Source organism: Caulobacter sp. (genome assembly GCF_039596335.1).
Taxonomy (GTDB): domain Bacteria; phylum Pseudomonadota; class Alphaproteobacteria; order Caulobacterales; family Caulobacteraceae; genus Caulobacter.
The window spans coordinates 380,328-398,306 of sequence record NZ_JBCNJZ010000005.1 but is presented as its reverse complement, the minus strand read 5'-3'; the positions used below and the strand labels follow the sequence as shown (position 1 = coordinate 398,306).

Annotated in this window: 14 protein-coding genes and 1 tRNA gene; 5 read left to right on the top strand and 10 right to left on the bottom strand. The window is 68.5% G+C overall.

Annotated elements, in window-relative coordinates; translation table 11 throughout:
- Positions 1-62: 62 nt before the first annotated feature.
- Both ABDW31_RS13180 and ABDW31_RS13175 read right to left on the bottom strand, forming a co-directional pair.
- Positions 63-4,235: a translocation/assembly module TamB domain-containing protein gene (locus ABDW31_RS13180; protein WP_184723853.1), complete on the bottom strand. Its 4,173-nt coding sequence runs from the start codon at positions 4,233-4,235 to the stop codon at positions 63-65.
- A 23-nt stretch (positions 4,236-4,258) separates the two neighbouring features.
- Positions 4,259-6,043, bottom strand: coding sequence for an autotransporter assembly complex family protein (locus ABDW31_RS13175; RefSeq protein WP_184719036.1), 1,785 nt, complete (start codon positions 6,041-6,043; stop codon positions 4,259-4,261).
- A gap of 280 nt (positions 6,044-6,323) precedes the next feature.
- Here ABDW31_RS13175 and ABDW31_RS13170 point away from each other — a divergent pair, with 280 nt between their 5' ends.
- The 3 genes from ABDW31_RS13170 to ABDW31_RS13160 are packed head-to-tail and all read left to right on the top strand — an operon-like array spanning position 6,324 to position 9,783.
- A complete protein-coding gene (locus tag ABDW31_RS13170) occupies positions 6,324-7,847 on the top strand; it encodes a circularly permuted type 2 ATP-grasp protein (RefSeq protein ID WP_184719035.1) in 1,524 nt (507 codons plus the stop codon).
- A complete protein-coding gene (locus ABDW31_RS13165) occupies positions 7,844-8,791 on the top strand; it encodes an alpha-E domain-containing protein (RefSeq protein WP_184719033.1) in 948 nt (315 codons plus the stop codon). The genes ABDW31_RS13170 and ABDW31_RS13165 overlap by 4 nt, the downstream gene beginning before the upstream one ends.
- Before the next feature lie 11 nt (positions 8,792-8,802).
- Positions 8,803-9,783, top strand: a complete 981-nt coding sequence (locus ABDW31_RS13160; protein WP_184719031.1) for a transglutaminase family protein — start codon at positions 8,803-8,805, stop codon at positions 9,781-9,783.
- A 3-nt stretch (positions 9,784-9,786) separates the two neighbouring features.
- Here the strand turns inward: ABDW31_RS13160 and ABDW31_RS13155 are convergent, their stop codons facing one another.
- The 6 genes from ABDW31_RS13155 to ABDW31_RS13130 form a co-directional block, all read right to left on the bottom strand.
- Positions 9,787-10,143 carry a PilZ domain-containing protein gene (locus ABDW31_RS13155; RefSeq protein WP_184719029.1) on the bottom strand — a complete coding sequence of 119 codons (357 nt, stop codon included), beginning with the start codon at positions 10,141-10,143 and terminating at the stop codon, positions 9,787-9,789.
- A gap of 83 nt (positions 10,144-10,226) precedes the next feature.
- Positions 10,227-11,246 (bottom strand): sulfate/molybdate ABC transporter ATP-binding protein, encoded by a 1,020-nt coding sequence (locus ABDW31_RS13150; RefSeq protein ID WP_184719027.1) that lies wholly within the window; start codon positions 11,244-11,246, stop codon positions 10,227-10,229.
- A gap of 18 nt (positions 11,247-11,264) precedes the next feature.
- On the bottom strand, positions 11,265-12,119 hold the full coding sequence (gene cysW, locus ABDW31_RS13145; RefSeq protein WP_184719025.1) for a sulfate ABC transporter permease subunit CysW: 855 nt from the start codon (positions 12,117-12,119) through the stop codon (positions 11,265-11,267).
- Positions 12,119-12,988, bottom strand: a complete 870-nt coding sequence (gene cysT, locus ABDW31_RS13140) for a sulfate ABC transporter permease subunit CysT (protein ID WP_184719023.1) — start codon at positions 12,986-12,988, stop codon at positions 12,119-12,121. Before cysT ends, cysW begins: the two co-directional genes overlap by 1 nt.
- A gap of 183 nt (positions 12,989-13,171) precedes the next feature.
- Positions 13,172-13,960, bottom strand: coding sequence for a hypothetical protein (locus ABDW31_RS13135; RefSeq protein WP_184719021.1), 789 nt, complete (start codon positions 13,958-13,960; stop codon positions 13,172-13,174).
- A gap of 101 nt (positions 13,961-14,061) precedes the next feature.
- A tRNA-Lys gene (locus ABDW31_RS13130) sits at positions 14,062-14,136 on the bottom strand.
- A gap of 127 nt (positions 14,137-14,263) precedes the next feature.
- Here ABDW31_RS13130 and ABDW31_RS13125 point away from each other — a divergent pair.
- Positions 14,264-15,001: a hypothetical protein gene (locus ABDW31_RS13125; RefSeq protein WP_184719019.1), complete on the top strand. Its 738-nt coding sequence runs from the start codon at positions 14,264-14,266 to the stop codon at positions 14,999-15,001.
- On the opposite strand, the gene tgt is transcribed toward ABDW31_RS13125, so the two are convergent.
- Together tgt and queA are read right to left on the bottom strand one after the other, a co-directional pair.
- Positions 14,998-16,116 (bottom strand): tRNA guanosine(34) transglycosylase Tgt, encoded by a 1,119-nt coding sequence (gene tgt, locus ABDW31_RS13120; RefSeq protein ID WP_184719017.1) that lies wholly within the window; start codon positions 16,114-16,116, stop codon positions 14,998-15,000. The two genes, ABDW31_RS13125 and tgt, sit on opposite strands and share 4 nt — an antisense overlap.
- Positions 16,116-17,216, bottom strand: a complete 1,101-nt coding sequence (queA, locus tag ABDW31_RS13115; protein ID WP_184719015.1) for a tRNA preQ1(34) S-adenosylmethionine ribosyltransferase-isomerase QueA — start codon at positions 17,214-17,216, stop codon at positions 16,116-16,118. Before queA ends, tgt begins: the two co-directional genes overlap by 1 nt.
- A gap of 126 nt (positions 17,217-17,342) precedes the next feature.
- Here queA and ABDW31_RS13110 point away from each other — a divergent pair, with 126 nt between their 5' ends.
- On the top strand, positions 17,343-17,951 hold the full coding sequence (locus ABDW31_RS13110) for a hypothetical protein (protein ID WP_184719013.1): 609 nt from the start codon (positions 17,343-17,345) through the stop codon (positions 17,949-17,951).
- The last annotated feature ends 28 nt before the right edge of the window (positions 17,952-17,979 follow it).

The window sequence follows — 17,979 nt, the reverse complement described above, 5'->3', positions numbered from 1 at the left end:
CGCGGGTAAATCGTGCTCACCTCCAGGGAGGAAACCGGTCACCCACGCAACAGCCTTGCCTCCTAGTAGTCCTTTCGCCAGCGGACGGAAAGCTTCGCGTCGTTCTGGCCGCCGATCCGCGAGACCAGCGACAGGGTCCGGCGAATCCGCCACTCGACCTGTGCCGCGGGACCTTCGCGGCCGCCGCCGATGATCTCCAGATAGACATCGTCGGTCACGTACTTGCCGCCCGAGACGGTCATGCCGGTGGCGCTTTCCGCAAAGGCCAGGCGATCGAGACGCGCGAAGCTGCGCAGGTTGCCGATTACGTCGAAGCCGCCGCCGCCGGCCATGGCGGCCAGGGCAGACGCCAGTTGCGCGGCCTCGATCGGCGACAGCTGGGCCGCCGACGAGCCGAACAGGACCTGGCTCAGCACCTCGTCACTGGGCAGTTCCGGGCGCGAGGTCAGGGTGATTTCCGGCTTGGCGGCTGTGCCCAGGATCCGCACCACGGCGGTCAGGGCGGCGTCCTCGCGGGTGGCCGACAGGTCCAGGCGGATGCGGTCCAGCTGGGTCGACAGATAGACCACGCCGTCGTCGTCGAACTCGAAGCGTTTGCCGGCGAAGTCATACTCGCCGCGCACCACGCGGGCGGTGCCGCCCAAGACCGGCGCCAGCGAGGTGCCGCCGACGTGAGCGTCCAGCGATAGCTCGACGTCCAGGCCGCGGCCACGCACGAACACCCGGCGAGCGGCCTTCAGGTCCAGGTCCAGGATCATGCCGCCGGTGGTCGGACGGCGCTGGAGGCCTTGATCCAGGTCCTGCGGACGATTGCGCTCGATGACGTCCATGGCCACGACGCCGGCCGGGGTCTTGCTCTGGGCCGAGACGTCGGCGCGGTCGATGGTCACCGCCCCCGACAGCTTGATCTTGCCGTCGGCCGAGCGGTTGACGCTGGCCTGGCCGGTCGCCACGGCCGAGGCTAGGTCGTTGTCGATCAGGCGGAAGCTCTTCATGTCGAGCTTGAAGTTGCCGACCCCGTCGCGAGCCAGGCTGATGCGCCCGGCGCCCGAGACTGAACCGCCCTGCCCGTCCTCGCCGATAGCCTGACTGACGTCGATGGCGTTGTCAGCCAGGGCCGCGCGCAGGGTGACGTTGCGCAGCTTCAGACCCGTCTGGCCGTCCTCGAAGCCGCCGCGATCGAGGGTCGCCTGGCCGATAAGGCGCGGGTCGGCCAGGGTGCCGCCCAGGCTGGCCTGCAGGTTGATCTTGCCCGACAGCGAGCGGTCGGCGCCCATCAGCAGGTTCCACAGCGGCTTGATCTCGCCCTGAGCCATGAACTGGCCCTGTACGCCGCGCTTTTTGTCGATCACCAGCCGCAGCGGCTTGGCCGAAGCCTCGACCGGCAGGGACAGGTTGGCTTCGGCCTTGAGGCCCTGGCTGTTGTCGCCGTCGGCGACGATGGTCAGGCGGCTGTCGGTGAGGTCGCCGTGAACCTTGGCGTTCAGCGACTGCTCGATCTTGGCCCCGCGCTCGCGGGCGTTGGCCAGGCGCATGTCGAAGTCGCCGGTCAGGGTCTCGCCCTGGCCGCGCAGGTTGAACGCCCCGTCGATGTCGCCGTCCAGGTCGGGATTGAAGGCGGTGATCGCCACCCCGGCCAGCTGCGCCTTCAGCATGGCGGTCGCGCCGCCCAGATCGGCGTCGATGTCGGCGCGGCCCTTGTCGATGGCCAGACGCAGGCGGGCCTGGGTGGGGCCGTCGCCGAAACGGACCTTGGCCGTCTCGCGCGTCTTGACCTCGGTGCGGCCCAGGCGGCCGGCAGCGTCCAGCGACAGGTCGAAGATCTTGCCGGTCTGGGCCAAGGCGCCCGAGCCGCCGATGCGCCAGCGGCCGCCCGGCGCGTCGCCGCGCGCGTCGATCGACAGCGGCAGGCGCGACAGCGGGCCGTCCGCCTTGATCCGCGCCGAACGCACCTTCCAGGCGCCGAAGGCCACCTCCTCGGCGGTCAGGTCAAGATTGGCGGTCGTCGAACTGCTGCCCGGGACGTCGACCAGCCTGGCCGCGCCCTTGACCTGGCCTTGCGGCAGGAAGGCGCCGGGGCCGACGGCCACGGTCAGGTCGGCGGTGGCCGGCAGGCCATTGCGCAGGGTGACCGCGCCCTTGGCCTTGGCCCCGCCGGCGTCGACGTCCAGCTCCGACAGCTCGATGCCGCCCTGCGAGAAGCGGAAGGCCGTGCGACCGCGCGCCGGGCCATAGGTGCTGTCGGCCTGCAGCGCCGCGACGCCGTCCGTGGCGTTGGGGCCGCGGGCGAAGGTCAGGGTCAGGTGCGCCTTGGTCAGCGGCAGTCTGGGCAGGTCGATGCTGTCGAAGTCGGCCTGCAGCTCGGCCTTCGGCGCCGACAGCGTGCCGCCGACATGGCCGTCGCCCGCCGCCTTGCCGGCGATCTCGACCGGACCGGCGCTGAAGGGCCCCGTGGCCGTCCAGTCCAGCTTGAAGTCCAGGCCCAGGCCCTGGGCGATCATCTTGCCCGAGGACTTGAGGCTGGCGTTGGTCCCGGCCAGCTGGGCGTCGGCGACGCTGAGTACGCCGTTGTTCCAGCCGGCCTTGGCGTTCAGGCGCGGCGTTGCGCCCAGCAGGCGGTCGATCTCGGCATAGCCGGTGGCGAAATTGGCCGCGCGACTGTCGACGGTGAAGCTCCAGGGGCGACCCGCAAAGCTGTTGGCCGTCCACTTGGCGGTGACCGAGCCTTTTGCGCCCGGTCGCACAGGGCCCAGGCTGGCCACCCGCATCTCGCCGTTGAACGACAGGCCGCCCAGAACGCCGCGCTCCCCCTTGCCGGTGACGATCAGATTGGGGGCGTCGATGCGGGCCGACTTGATCAGGAACTGGCCGCCCTTGACCCGCGCGCCTTCGAAGGTCGCCTTCGGGCTGCTGCCCAGCACCGCCAGCAGGCCCGTACCGCCGCCGCCCGTGCCGGCGGCTTGGACGGCGATGTCCAGCTCGCCCTTGGCCCAGCGGACCTTGGTCGGCCCCTTGGCGCGCTTGAGGCGGTAGCCCAGCAGTTCCAGGTCGGCGACATCGACGTCGCCCTCGACCGAGAAGCCGCCCGGTTCCAGGCGGAAGACGCCGTTGGCCAGACCCTGGCCCATCTGCGGAATGGTGACGATGCGCTTCAGCTGACCGATACGGGCGTTAAAGGCCAGGCCGTCGGGACCGGTGCGCTTCTTGGCTAGGTCCGCCAGACCGTTGGCCTGCAGGGTCAGGTTCTCGGCGCGGACATCCAGGGTCAGGGCCGAGAGGCCGTCGTTCGTCGCCTTCTTGCCGTCCAGGGTGAACTCGGCCTGCGGGCCGAAAATCTTGGCCGGGTAGCGGGTCAGGGTCGAGGCGGTCAGGTCCATGCGGCCGCGAGCCGAACCGCCCTCCTCATTCCAGGCCCCCTTGGCCTCCAGCGGCGTGGTGTTCCCCGAGCGGGCGATGACATCGAAGGCGGCGCGGCTGGTGGTGCCGTCGGCCTTGGCCTTCAGGTCGAACGGACGGTCGGCGGGCAGGCCCAGCGCGCCGGCGATGGCGCCGCCATTGGCCTCCGTGGCATCAGCCAGCAGGTGCAGGCTCTTGGAGCGCCCCAGGTCGAAATCGAGATTGGCGTGGTCGCCTGTGTGCAGGCGCGACTTGACCGCCAGATTGCCCTTCTGGCCGCCTTGGCGGGCCATCTCATAGGCGCCAGACACGTCGAAATCGCCATCGCGGCCACTGAAGGCCGGCCGGGTCACCAGACGCAGGGCGAAGGCGTCCAGGTCGACCGAGACCGGCGCGGCGCTGGACTTGCCCTTGGGCCCCATGGTCGGGCGGCGCAGCACGATGACGTCGCGGGCGTCGATGCGCTCGGCGTGGAAGCGACGGCCGAACAACTCGGTCGGACGCCAGGCCACGCGCACGTCGTGCGCCTCCAACCAGACGCCCTTCTCGTCGGAGATGGTCAGACGGCGGACCCCGAAGTCCTTCCAGATGTCGCCCGACAGGCCCTCGATATGCAGCTTGCCGATGCGGCCCAGCTTCAGGCCCGAGGCGCGGGCTTCCAGGAACATGCGGCCTTGCGGGGTGATCGGCGCAAAGCGCAGGCCGCCGGCCATGACTATCAGGATGCCGGCCAGGATCGCCGCGGCGATCAGCAACGCGCCGCCCCAACCGATCTTCTTGGCGACCTTGACGGCGGCCTCACCCGTCGCCTCTGCGGCCTGGGCGACCGACTCCGTCAGATCAGGCTTGTCCTGTTCGCCGCTCAAAAGCTCTGCCCGATGCTGAGATAGACCTGGAAGGCCGGGTCGCCCTTGCGGCGGCCCAGCGGGGCGGCGATGTCGGCGCGGATGGGGCCAAAGCCCAGGTCGTAGCGCACGCCGAAGCCCGCGCCGGCCCGGAAGTCTTCACGCTGCGGCGTCTTGTCGGTGCCGATGGCGCCGGCGTCGACGAAGGCCACGGCGCTCCATTTCGACGTGATCTTCTGACGGACCTCGAACGAGGTCTCGATCAGAGAAACACCGCCTTGCGGCGTGTTGTCGGTCAGTCGCGGACCGATGGCCTGGTAGCCGTAACCGCGCACCGAACCACCGCCGCCAGCGTAGAAGCGGCGGGACGCCGGAACCTCGGGAACGCCACCGCCCATGATAGCGCCCAGCTTCAGGCGGCCGGCCAGCACGGTGCTGGCCTGCTTGCCCAGCGGCAGATAGGCCGAGCCCTGGGTGGTCAGTTTCAGATACGGCAGGGTCGTGTCACCGACGACATAGGTGGGCTCGCCGCGAGCCTCGAGGCGCCAGCCGCGCTTGGGGTCCAGGATGTTGTCGGAGAAGTCCCAGGCATAGGCGGCCAGACCCGCGAAGGTGGCCAGGTTCAGCTTGCGTCCGGCCAGTCCGGTTTCCCGAGCAACCTGCTCCTTGGTCTGCGACAGGTCCAGCGAGACGCCGAAGGTGCGATAGGAGGTGGTCTGCCGCCGCTTGGTCAGATCGACGCCAACTGTGGCGCCGGTTTCGTTATAGGCGTCGGTATCGTTGCGGAAGACCGAGCTGTTCAGCTTCAGCGTCTGCTGCGGTCGCCGCCAGTGCGGCAGCGAGATCTCCGCGCCCAGGCGCTGTTCCAACTTGGCGAAGCGCAGCGCATAGGTCGTGGTGTCGGCGCGCTTCAGACGATTGTAGCGGATCCAGCGGGTGTCGATGCCCGCACCCTCGCTGGTCGAAAAGCCGGCGCCGACTTCGATGGTGCGCGACTTGCGGTCCGACAGGGTGACGACGACCGGCCTCAGCCCTTGCGGCGTCGCCTTGTCGGGACCGGCCAGCGAGACCGAGATCGAATCATAGACGGCCGTGTCGCGCAGCCGGCGCTCCAGCTCGGCGACGTCCTCGGGATCATAGACGTCACCCTCCTTCCAGGGCGCCAGACCCAGGATCCAGGGCGCACTGGTGCGGCCCTTGGTGACCACCTCGACGCCGTCCAGATGCACCAGCTCGCCGGACGAGATCTTGAAGGCCGGACGCACGGTGTTGTCGGCGTGGTCGACGATGACCTCGCGCGGCTCGGCGACGGCGTCGGCATAGCCCAGCTTGGCGACCTGGGCGACGACGCGCCCCTCGGCCCCGACGACATCGGCCGAGCGTCCGGGCTCGCCGACGGTGAGTCGCATGGCGACGGCGGCGCGTTGGCGAACGCCCTCGTCGGGCGGCGCGCCGGACCAGTCGATGCGGGGATCGGCGATGGTGAAGACCGAACCGGGCGTGACCTTGACCACGGCGCGGGGCGGCTCGCCGTCCAGCACATCGGGTTCGACGGTGTAGCCGTAGTAGCCTTCGGACCGCAGCACGGCGATCACGTCCTCGCCGGCCTGGCGGGCGCGGCGACGGGCCTCGGCGCGGCTTTGCGGAGCGGACTTGGATTGGGTCAGGGCGCGCTGAATGGCGTCGCGCAGGGCCTTGTCCTCGACGCCTTGGATCTGGGCCATCGGCTCGTCGGCCCAAGCGATCGTGGCGCTCAGCCACATCACAGCAGTCAAGGCCAGGGTGGTCCGCCCAAGCACCAAATCACGTTCCCCGCGCGAAGCGCCCCCGCCCCTGCTGTAGTCCGGGGCGCCGCTGCTGTCACGCATCGAAATGCAACGACTCTTGCCAAGCTGCGCTTAGCAATCGGGGGCGTGCGGCGCCCAAAAGCTGAGCAGGCGTGTGCAATCGCGTGGCGACGGTCGTTTCCGGCGCTTTCGACGTGCAGGACGCTCTAGGTTTGACAAGACGCGATCGCTTCGGCGTTCGCATCCAATGACTTAAATATGGGTCTCAAGGCGGAATATGGGCGTGGATAAGAGCGTGGCGGCACAGACCCCAACATCAGCGGATGCCCCGCCCCTGCCGATGACCAGCGCGGCGTATCTGCCGGGCGTCGCGTACGACGAGATGTTCACCGCAGAAGGCGACGTCCGCCGCCACTACGACCCGCTGCACGGCCGCATGTCGACGCTGGGCGCCGAGGAACTGGCCGGCCGCCAGCGCACGCTGGAGCGCTCGTTCCTGCTGCAGGGCATCACCTTCACGGTCTACGGCGCTGAAAACACCACCGAGCGGATCATCCCCACCGACCTCTTCCCGCGGATCATTCCGGCCGACGAGTGGAAGCGGATCGAGGCGGGCCTAATCCAGCGGCTGCAGGCGCTGAACCTGTTCCTGGCCGACATCTATGGCGACCAGCAGATCCTGATGGACGGCGTTGTGCCGCGTGAGCTCGTCTTGGGCGCGCCGTCGTATCGCCGCGAGATGCAGCACCTCTATGTGCCGCACAAGGCCTACGCCAATGTTTGCGGCAGCGACCTGATCCGCCAGCAGAACGGCGAGTTCGCGGTGCTGGAGGACAATCTGCGCGTCCCGTCCGGCGTGTCGTACATGCTGGCCAACCGCGACGCCGCCAAGCGCACCTTCCCCGGCACCTATCGCGCCGCCGGCGTGCGCCCCGTTGAGCGTTACCCCGACCTGCTGCTGTCGACGCTGAAGAGCATGGCCGCCGACTGGCGCAACGACCCGCAGGTCGTTGTGCTGACCCCCGGCGTCTACAACAGCGCCTATTACGAGCACGCCTATCTGGCCCGCCTGATGGGTGTGCCACTGGTCGAGGGGCGTGACCTCGTCGTGCACGAGAACATGGTCCACATGCGCACCACGACCGGCCTGCGCCGCGTGGACGTGATCTATCGTCGGGTCGACGACGACTTCATCGACCCCCTCACCTTCCGCCGTGATTCGTCGCTGGGGGCCGCGGGTCTCTTCAACGCCTATCGCGCCGGCAATGTCGTGATCTGCAACGCACCCGGCACCGGCGTCGCCGACGACAAGGCCGTCTATGCCTATGTCCCCGACATCATCCGCTACTATCTGGGCGAGGACGCCATCCTGCCCAATATCGAGACCTTCCTGTGCCGCGAGGCGCGGCAGCTGAGCCACGTGCTCGACAATCTCGACAAGTACGTGGTCAAGGCGGTCGGGGCTTCGGGCGGCTACGGCATGCTGGTGGGTCCGCACGCCAGCCAGAAGGAACGCGACGACTTTGCCCAGGCCATCAAGGCCGATCCCGAGAACTATATAGCCCAGCCGACCATCCAGCTGTCGACCGCGCCCTGCCTGGTCGACGGCCGCATTGAACCGCGCCACGTCGACCTGCGCCCCTTCATCCTGTCGGGCGAAAAGACGGTGGTGACGCCCGGCGCCCTGACCCGCGTGGCGCTGAAGCGCGGCTCGCTGGTCGTGAACTCCAGCCAGGGCGGCGGCTCCAAGGACACCTGGGTGTTGGCCGACGACAACGGTCACTCCAATGGCCACGGCAACGGGAGCGCCCGCCCATGATGCTGGCACGTGTTGCCGACAGCCTCTACTGGCTGGGCCGATACATCGAACGGGCCGAGCACTTGTCGCGCCTGTCGTCGGTGATGCTGAACGCCACCCTGGACCAGACGGATTCGGGGACCCAGGCCGTCTGGATCGCCATGGCCGCCGTGGGCGAGCCGGGCGACGGGATCGACCTCGGCTCCTTCGAGGCCGCCGAGGCCCTGGTGCTGGACCGTCAGGACCCCAACTCGGTGGTCTCCTCGCTCGCCCGGGCCCGCGAGAACGCCCGCCAGGTGCGTGACCAGATCACCACCGAGACCTGGGAACGGCTGAATCTGCTGTACCTGAAGGTCACCGACGCCAAGGCCGGCAAGGAGTTCTCGGACGGCTCGGCCAACTTCCTGCACGACATCATCGCCGACCTGCACCTGTTCAAGGGCGCGGCCGACACCACCATGAGCCACGGCGAGAACTGGCGGTTCATGATGCTGGGCATCTACATGGAGCGCGCCCAGCTGGTCTCGCGCCTCCTGGAGGTCTGCTTCGCCGAGTCCGAGCTGCGCGGACGGGTCGACGACCACGTGGCCCTGGTCAGCGTGCTGCGCATGGCCTGCGCGCTGGAGCCCTATCTGCGCGCGTACACCGCCGAGATCGAGCCGCGCCACATCCTGGAGTTCCTGGTCTTCGACGAGGACTTCCCGCGCTCGATCCGTTTCGCCACCAGCCAGATCGAACAGCACCTGACCGCCCTCGCCCGCCGGGTCTCGACCGGCGAACGCGGCGGTCCCGAACGGCTGGCCGGTCGCCTGAAGGCGCGCCTGCAGTATGCCGATGTCGACGAGCTGGAAGCCGTCGGCGCCGGCCCGCTGCTGACCACCGTCGTCAACGAATGCGCGCGGATCCACGAAGCGATCTACGAGACCTTCGTGGCCTATCCGCTCGAAACGCGCCTGCCCGCGTAAGGACCAGACCTGTGCTGCTCGAAATCCGCCACGTCACCCAGTACCACTACGAGCGCCCGGTCCGGGAAAGCCTGATGGAGCTGTGGATGCAGCCCCAGAAGACCGCCCGCCAGCGTCTGGTCAGTTTCGAACTGGACCTGGAGCCGGCCGCCCAGGTGTTTTCGTACGCCGACAGCTTCGGCAACGCCGTCTATCACTTCGACGTGCCCCAGCCGCACGACAAGCTGACCATCATCGCCCGCTCGGCGGTCGAGACCGAGGCCCCGGCCGAGCGTCCCGTCCACCTGGACACCGGCGAGTGGGACCGCCTGCGCAGCGAGTTCGTGCGCGGCGAATGCTTCGACTTCCTGCGGCCGCACGGCTTCGTCCAGACGACCGAGGCGCTGCAGACCTTCATCAACGAGCACGACCTGGACGCCCTCAAGCGCCGCGATCCGCTGACCGCCGTGCGCATGCTGTCGGAGACCATCTACAAGGCCTTCGAGTACCAACCGGGCGTCACCGACGCCGACAGCCCGATCGACTTGGCGCTCAGCGCCGGACGCGGCGTGTGCCAGGACTTCGCCCACATCATGCTGGCGGTCTGCCGCAGCTGGGGCGTGCCGGCGCGCTATGTCTCGGGCTACCTGTTCACCGACCGCGAGGCCGGCGACCGCTCCGATCCCGACGCCACCCACGCCTGGGTCGAGGTCTTCCTCCCCAGCCTGCGCTGGGTCGGTTTCGACCCGACCAACAACATGATGACCGGCGAGCGCCACGTGGCCGTGGCCGTCGGCCGCGACTATGCCGACGTCACCCCGTCACGCGGGGTCTACAAGGGCGATACGGAAAGCCAACTGGCGGTGGGGGTGACGGTGCGCCGCGCCCGCGCAGCCGTGGCCGAACCAGAGTTCCTGCGCATGGCCCGCCCGAGCTTCGCGGGCGGACGCCGCCGCCCCGACGCGGCCCTGCGCGAGGACCTGCATCAGCAGCAGCAACAACAGCAGCAGTAAAGCCTACTGCAGGATCTCGGGCGGCAGGTTGGCGGCGAACTTGCGGGCGATCTCCAGCGCGCCAGCGGCGCCGCCCGCGCGGGGACCGATGCGCTCGGTCTTGAGGAACTGCACGCCGGCCTCGGCGCCCGAGCGCCAGACGACTTCAGCCAGGTGAACCCGGCGGCCGCCCGCGTCCACGAAGATGAACTTGTCCGGCGGCACGGCGATGCCGGCCGTCGACAGACGCGCGCCGCGCTCGGCGATGTCCAGCAGCGAGCACTTCCACGAGCGCGGATCGTCGACGATGTAGATCTTGCGGGCCGCGGGCATCCGAGGATGTACGCGACGCTCCGCGCCCGAAGGCTCGATCATGGACATTCGACTTCAGAACTCCCGGTCAGCGCGTCACGGATTCTCGTTCAGGACGCATTTGATCCGGAGCGTGCTTAACAGAAAGCGCCTTACACGGCGTAAACGTGCGTTTTGCGTGCGGCGATCTTCACAACACCTTGGAAAAGAGCAGCCTCGGCGCGCGAAGCGCTGATTTCCAGCGGGCGACCGTCCAGGGTGGCGGCGCTGACGGCGGTCAGCGGCCCCTGCACGTGGGCGCGCTCGACCCGGACCTCGAAGCCGTTCGGATCCAGCACGAAGTCGTGCGGCCGGACATAGGCCGTGGCCGCGCCATCGCGCACGCCGGCGGCCGGCAGACGCAGAGCGCCGGCGGTGAACTGGCCGCCGCTGACCTGGCCTTCGAAGCAGTTGGCCTCGCCGACGAAGCCGCAGACGAAGGCCGTTTCGGGCTGGTCATGGACCTGGTCGGGCGTGCCGACCTGCTCGATTTGGCCCTTGTTGAGGATCGCCACGCGGTCGGCCAGCTCCAGGGCCTCTTCCTGGTCGTGGGTCACGAAGATGGTGGTGACGCCGGTGGCGTCGTGCACGCGGCGCAGTTCCTTGCGGAGCGACTTGCGGACCGTGGCGTCCAGGGCCCCGAACGGCTCGTCCAGCAGCAGCACGCTGGGCTGCACGGCCAGGGCGCGCGACAGGGCCACGCGCTGGCGCTGGCCGCCCGACAGCTGCGACGGGTAGCGCTTGCCCAGGCCATCCAGCTCGACCAGCTTCAAGAGCTCGTCGACCCGCTTCTCGATCTCGATCTTGGACGGCTTGTCCTTGCCCTTCCGCACGTCCAGGCCGAACGCGATGTTCTTGGCCACGGTCATGTGCTTGAACAGCGCGTACTGCTGGAAGACAAAGCCCACGCGGCGCGCCGCGGCCGAAGCGTAGGTCACGTCCTGATCGTGGAACAGCACCTGACCGGCGTCGGGAAACTCCAGGCCGGCGATCGTGCGCAGCAGCGTCGTCTTGCCCGAGCCCGACGGCCCCAGCAGCGCCAGAAGCTCACCGTCGGCGATCTCGAGATCGACCTTGTTGAGGGCCGGATAGCGACCGAACTTCTTGTCGACGGAGCGGATGGAGATGGTCATGGAAGGCCTTGAATCCGTTCAGTGTCCGCCACGCCCGGCGCCGGGCTGAGCAGCCTCGACCGCCGTCTTCAGCACCAGGGTCACCACGGCCAGCAGGCATAGCAGGGCCGCGACGGCGAAGGCGCCGACGAAGTCGTACTCGTTGTAGAGGATCTCGACGTGCAGCGGCATGGTGTTGGTCAGGCCGCGGATATGGCCGCTGACCACCGACACGGCGCCGAACTCGCCCATGGCGCGGGCGTTGGACAGCAGCACGCCGTACATCAGACCCCAGCGCACGTTCGGCGCGGTCACCCGCCAGAAGGTGTAGAGGCCCGACGCGCCCATCGAGATGGCCGCCTCCTCCTCGCTGGTCCCCTGCTCCTGCATCAGCGGGATCAGTTCGCGGGCCACGAACGGGAAGGTCACGAACACCGTGGCCAGCACGATGCCGGGCACGGCGAAGATGACCTTGATGTCGTTGTCGACCAGCCATTCGCCAAACCAACCCTGCATGCCGAAGATCAGCACGTAGATCAGGCCCGCCACCACGGGCGAGACCGAGAACGGCAGGTCGATCAGGGTGATCAGCAGTGGCTTGCCGCGGAACTCGTGCTTGGCGATCGCCCAGCTGGCGCACAGGCCAAAGACGGCGTTGAACGGCACGGCGATGGCGGCGGTCAGCAGGGTCAGCTTCACGGCGGCCATGGCGTCGGGATTGGCGATCGCCACCAGAGCGGCGTCGAGGCCGCGGCGTAGGGCTTCGGCGAACACGGCGACCAGCGGCACGATCAGGACCAGCGCCAGGAAGGCCAGCACCACGCCAATGACCAGGGCCTTGGCCCAGGCCGGATCGTCGGTGGCGCGGCGGCTGCGTGACGGAGCGACGCTCATCAGTCGAACCTCCGCGACCAGGCCTGGATGGCGTTGATGACCAGCAGCATCGTAAACGAGACCGCCAGCATGACCACGGCGATCGTCGCGGCGCGAGCGTACTCGAACTGCTCCAGCTGGATGATGATCAACAGCGGCGCGATCTCGGACTTGTAGGGCATGTTGCCGGCGATGAAGATCACCGAGCCGTACTCGCCCACGCCCCGCGCGAAGGCCAAAGCAAAGCCGGTCAGCCAGGCGGGCGCCAGGGCCGGCAGGATCACCCGCACGATGGTGTCAATGCGATTGGCGCCCAGGCTGGCGGCGGCTTCCTCGACATCGTCGGCGGCGTCGCGCAGCACGGGCTCGATGGTGCGAACCACGAACGGCAGGCCGATGAAGGTCAGGGCGATCACCACTCCGGCCGGATTGTAGGCGGCCTTGATGCCCAACGGCGTCAGGAACTGCCCCACCCAGCCGCTGGGCGCATAGAGCGTGGCCAGGGCGATGCCGGCCACGGCGGTCGGCAGGGCGAACGGCAGGTCGACCAGGGCGTTGACCAGGGTCTTGCCCGGAAACTCGTAGCGGACCAGCACCCAGGCCGTCAGCACGCCGAACACGCCGTTGACCACGGCCGCGACGAACGCCGCCCCGAAGGTCAGGCGATAGGCGGCCACTGCCCGCTCGGAAAAGGCCACGGCCCAAAACTCGGACGGCGACAGCTCGGCGGCCTTGATAGCTACGGCCGACAGCGGAATCAGCACGATCAGCGACAGGACGCTGAGCGTGATCCCCATCGTTAGTCCGAAGCCTGGGATAGCGGAGCGTCGGCGAAACAGCGGCCGCCGCGATGGCGCGCTAGCCCGGGTGGCGGCGGTGTCGGCGGTCATCGTCTGATCGTCGTCCTGGGTCCGGGCTCGCCAAATGGCACTAGGCTGAAATTGAACGCACGGACGCCCCGATAAGGCGCCGGCGGAGGTGAAACTGAGCCGCTTAAATCTCTAGCCTGTCGATGGGGCAACGGAGAAACCCCGACCAAGACCACAGAAAAACTGGCGCGACCTTGTCCGTCGTCATGCGGCCCAGCAATCGGCCAGCCACTGGCTGGGTCCCGGCTGCAACGCCTGGACCACGTAGTCGCGCACAGCCTGCGGGGCCTGGTCCAGCGGGCGGACGTCCTCCCCCTCCAGGAAGCCCAGGAAGGTGATCGAGGTGACGTCGTTGCGCAGGACGAAGCGAGGCCGCTCAGGACGATAGACGTGCGGCGCCGACACCTGGCCCGCCAGCGCCTGCAGATGGGCCTGGTTGGCCATCAGGTAGGCGATGTCGAAGTCCCACCACGGCGCAAAGGTCTCACGGGCGCGCAGCTTTCGGGCCGGGACGCCGGCATAGACGCCCAGCGCCTCGGCGTCCTTGGTGACCACCGAGGAGGCTCCGATCACCGCGCCATCGCCGATGCGCCGGCCGCTCATCACCTGGGCGTTCGCGGAGATCACCACTCCGTTGCCGATCGCGAAGGGCTCCAGCGGCTTCAGCCCGTACTGGTCGAAGGCCCCATTGACGATCGGCAGGCCCGAGAAGCAGATGTTCACCGGCTGGTCGTTGGCGTGCTCGCCGCGCACCAGGATACGGGCCGAAGGGTGCATCTCGCAGAAGCGGCCGATCTCGCCGACCTTGCCCACCTCGCCGGCCGGCACCAGCATGAGGTTGTTGACGCACGGCAGCGACCCCGCGCCAATGTTCACATACGAGCCGGGCGTGCAGTAGTAGCGGGTGTCGTAGTGCCCCAGAAACGTCAGCACCCGGCTCCAGGGCGTGGCGTTCGCGGGAAGATTGACCGTGATGGGTCCTGACCAGTTCATGCGCCCTGGCTAGCAGACCAGCACACGCCGGCGCAAACGTCGGTGTCGTCCGCGCCAGTGCGTGGACTCCCTGAAATCCTTGGATAATCAGAGGTTTGAAATGGTAGGCCGGGTGGGGTTCGAACCCACGACCATTCGATTAAAAGTCGAATGCTCTACCACTGAGCTACCGGCCCGCTCTCGATCCGGCGGGTACCGGGGGAAGCGGCGCGGACCATAGTCGGGGGCTTTGCGCGTCGCAAGCATGGTTTCGCCGTTTTTCGGATGGATGACGGTAAAGCTGTGAGCGGGTTAGGGTAGGACATGCGTAGAACCTTGCTTTTGGCGGCCGTTTGCGGCGCGACCCTGGTCGGAACGGCCTTCGCGAAACAGCAGCAGCCGCCGCCTTTGTTGGGCGCCCCGCCCCCGCAACACGAGGATTCGCCCGTCGAACCGACCGACGAAGGCCGAATCAAATCGACCTCCGAAGCCAATCGAGACGGAATCACCGGCGCCATGAGCGCGCCGCTGCGTGACGTGAACATCGTCCGCACCAAGATCCCGCGTGTCCTGCTGGAAGCGATGGACGATCCCTACCAGCGGCCGGTCGAGGCCAGCTGCAAGACGCTGATCGCCCTGATCCAGCCGTTGGACATCGCCCTGGGCGACGACATCGACCAGAATCCGCCGACCGAGGACGAGGACCTGATCGACCGCGGGCGCAAGGCGGCCGGCGGCGCGGCGCTGGGCGCGGTGGCCACGACCGCCCAGGGCCTGATTCCCATGCGCGGCTGGGTGCGGAAGCTGACCGGGGCCGAGCGTCACGATCGCCTGGTGCAGAGCGCGGTCGCCTCGGGCGCGGTGCGCCGGGCCTATCTGAAGGGCCTGGGCGAAGCGCGCGGCTGCAACCCGCCGGCGACGCCGCAGCACAAGCCGCCGGCCGCGCCGGTGGTCGTCGAGCCCGGCATGCCGCCGCCACGCGATCGCTACGGCCCGCTCAAGCCCCGCTTCCCGATCATCAAGGAAGAAGCCCCGCGCGTGCCGAAGGGCCCCGCCTACTAGCCGTTGGCCAGATGCCGGGCCCGGAAGTCGCGGCGGAACTGCTCGAAGCGGCCCTCCTCGATCGCCGCGCGCATGGCGGCGGTCAGGGCCTGGAAGAAGGCGATGTTGTGCCAGGACAGCAGCACCTGCCCCAGGATCTCCTCGGCCTTGAACAGGTGGCGTAGATAGGCCTTGGAATAGTCGCGGCTGGCGGGGCAGTCGCTGTCCGGATCCAGCGGGCTCTCGTCCTCGGCATATTTGGCGTTCTTGATGTTGATCGCGCCGTCCCAGGTCCAGGCCTGGCCATGGCGGCCCGAGCGGGTCGGCAGAACGCAGTCGAACATGTCGACGCCGCGCGCCACGGCCTCGACCAGGTCGATCGGCTTGCCCACGCCCATCAGGTAGCGCGGACGATCCTCGGGCAGCATGCCGGGCGCGTAGTCCAGCACGTCGCACATCGCCTCATGACCCTCGCCGACCGCCAAGCCGCCGATCGCGTAGCCGTCGAAGCCGATCTCGCGCAGGCGGTCCGAGGATTCGCGGCGCAGATTCTCGAACGTCGAGCCCTGTTGGATGCCGAACAGCGCCTGAGTGTCCCGCGTCCCGAACGCGGTCTTGGAGCGCACCGCCCAGCGGGCCGACAGTTCCATGCCCTGGCGCGCCCTCGCCTCCTCCGCCGGCCAGGCGACGCATTCGTCCAGCTGCATGACGATGTCGCTGCCCAGCAGGTCGGCCTGGATCTCGATCGACCGCTCGGGCGTCAGCACGTGCTTGGAGCCGTCGATGTGGCTGGAGAAGGTCACGGCCTCCTCGGTCAGCTTGCTGATCCCCGACAGGCTCATGACTTGGAAGCCGCCGCTGTCGGTCAGGATCGGCTTGTCCCAGCGCATGAACTTGTGCAGCCCGCCCAGGCGCTTCACCCGCTCGGCCGAGGGCCGCAGCATCAGGTGATAGGTGTTGCCCAGGATGATGTCGGCGCCGGTGTCCTTGACCTGGTCGACGGTCATGGCCTTGACGGTCGCGGCCGTGCCCACGGGCATGAAGGCCGGCGTGCGGATGTCGCCACGCGGGGTCTTCAGCACGCCGGTGCGGGCCTTGCCTTCGGTGGCTTTGATCTCGAAGGGGAACGCGGCCATCAGGAAGTCTCGTCTTTGAACAGCAGGCTGCCGTCGCCGTAGGAATAGAAGCGATAGCCGGTCGACACAGCGTGCTCATACGCCGCCCGCATCGTGGCCTGGCCGGCAAAAGCGCTGACCAGCATGAACAGGGTCGACTTGGGCAGGTGGAAGTTGGTCATCAGGATGTCGGCCGCGCGGAAGCGGTAGCCGGGCGTGATGAAGATGGCCGTCTCGTCGGCGAACGGCCGAACGACGCCGTCCTCGCCCGTGGCGCTTTCCAGCAGGCGCAAGGACGTAGTGCCGACACAGACGATGCGGCCGCCGGCGGCGTGCACGGCGTTCAGGGCGTCGGCGACATCGCGGGTCACCTCGCCAAACTCGGCGTGCATCTTGTGCTCGGAAACGTCGTCGGTCTTGACCGGCAGGAAGGTCCCCGCCCCCACGTGCAAGGTCACGAAGTGCAGCGACACGCCCTTGGCCTTCAGGCGCTCCAGAAGGTCCGGCGTGAAGTGCAGGCCGGCGGTCGGGGCGGCCACCGAGCCGTCCTCGCGGGCGTAGACGGTCTGGTAGTCGGCGCGGTCGCGCTCGTCCTCGCCCCGCTTGGCGGCGATATAGGGCGGCAGCGGCATGTCGCCGTGGCGGGCGATACCGATGTCCAGATCGGGACCGGAGACGTCGAAGGCCAGCAGCACCTCGCCCCCCTCGTGTTTCTCGACGACGGTGGCGTCCAGGCGGTCGGCCTCGCAGGCGCGATCATCGCGCGCGCCGAAGGCCACGCGGTCGCCAACCTTCAGGCGCTTGCCCGGGCGCATGAAGGCGCTCCACCGGTCGGGGGCGACGCGGCGGTGCAGGGTCGCCTCGACGGCCACCGGCGTGCCGTCGGCGCCGCCTGTCGTACGGCCCTCGCGCAGGCCGGCCAGGCGAGCGGGAATGACGCGGGTGTCGTTGAAGACCAGGGCGTCGCCAGCCCGCAGGAAGTCGGGCAGCTCACGCACCACGTGGTCCGCGAGAGGCTGGCCGGGGCGGACCACGAGGAAGCGCGCGGCGTCACGCGGCTCGGCCGGACGCAGGGCGATGCGGTCCTCGGGCAGGTCGAAATCGAAGTCGGAAAGGCGCATGGGCGCGTTTCAAGCGCACGATGGGCCGGTCAGGTCAAGACATACGCCGCCAGGCGAGCGCCATGGACAACCTGAACGGGTTGCGCGCACAGTTCGCATAACAACAATCTTCGGGGGAAGATCGCCATGAACCGCCTGCTCGTTTCCGCGCTCGCACTGCCGGTGCTGCTCACCGCCTGCGAGGCCAAGAAGGACACGTCGCCGACCCCGACCGCGCCGACCGAGAAGCGCACCGTGGCCACGACGATCGATGCTCCCGTCCCCGCTCCCGCCGCCTTCCAGCACGATCCGGCGGTGGAACTGGTCGGCTTCTACTTCGTGGAGGCCCAAGCCCAGGTCGGTCACTGGCGGCTGATGAACCTGTCGATCGGGCTCCCCAAGGACTTCGCGGCCTGGGAAGCAGGCCAGCGCGATCCGAAGAACCCGCCCATCACGCTGATCTTCGCCAATGTCGACAGTCCGGCGAAGAAGGATGAGATGGAGCAGACCGTCCATCAGAACGGCCTGACCCTGGTCCCTGACGCCTATCAGGTCGACGGTCAACGCGTGTTCCTGCACGCCAGATCCGCGGACCTGGGCGAGGTGGTGCTGGAACTGACGCCGGATCTGGCGGCCTACAAGGCCGGCCGGAGCGGGGGGCCGAACGGCGGGGCGCAGCGCGTCTTCACCGGCAGTTTGCAGATCGGCGCCGAACGCCTCCGCAATATCAGCTTCTTCCACCACCCCGGCGAGTAGGGCGGCGCATCCGTTACAGAGCCGTGTT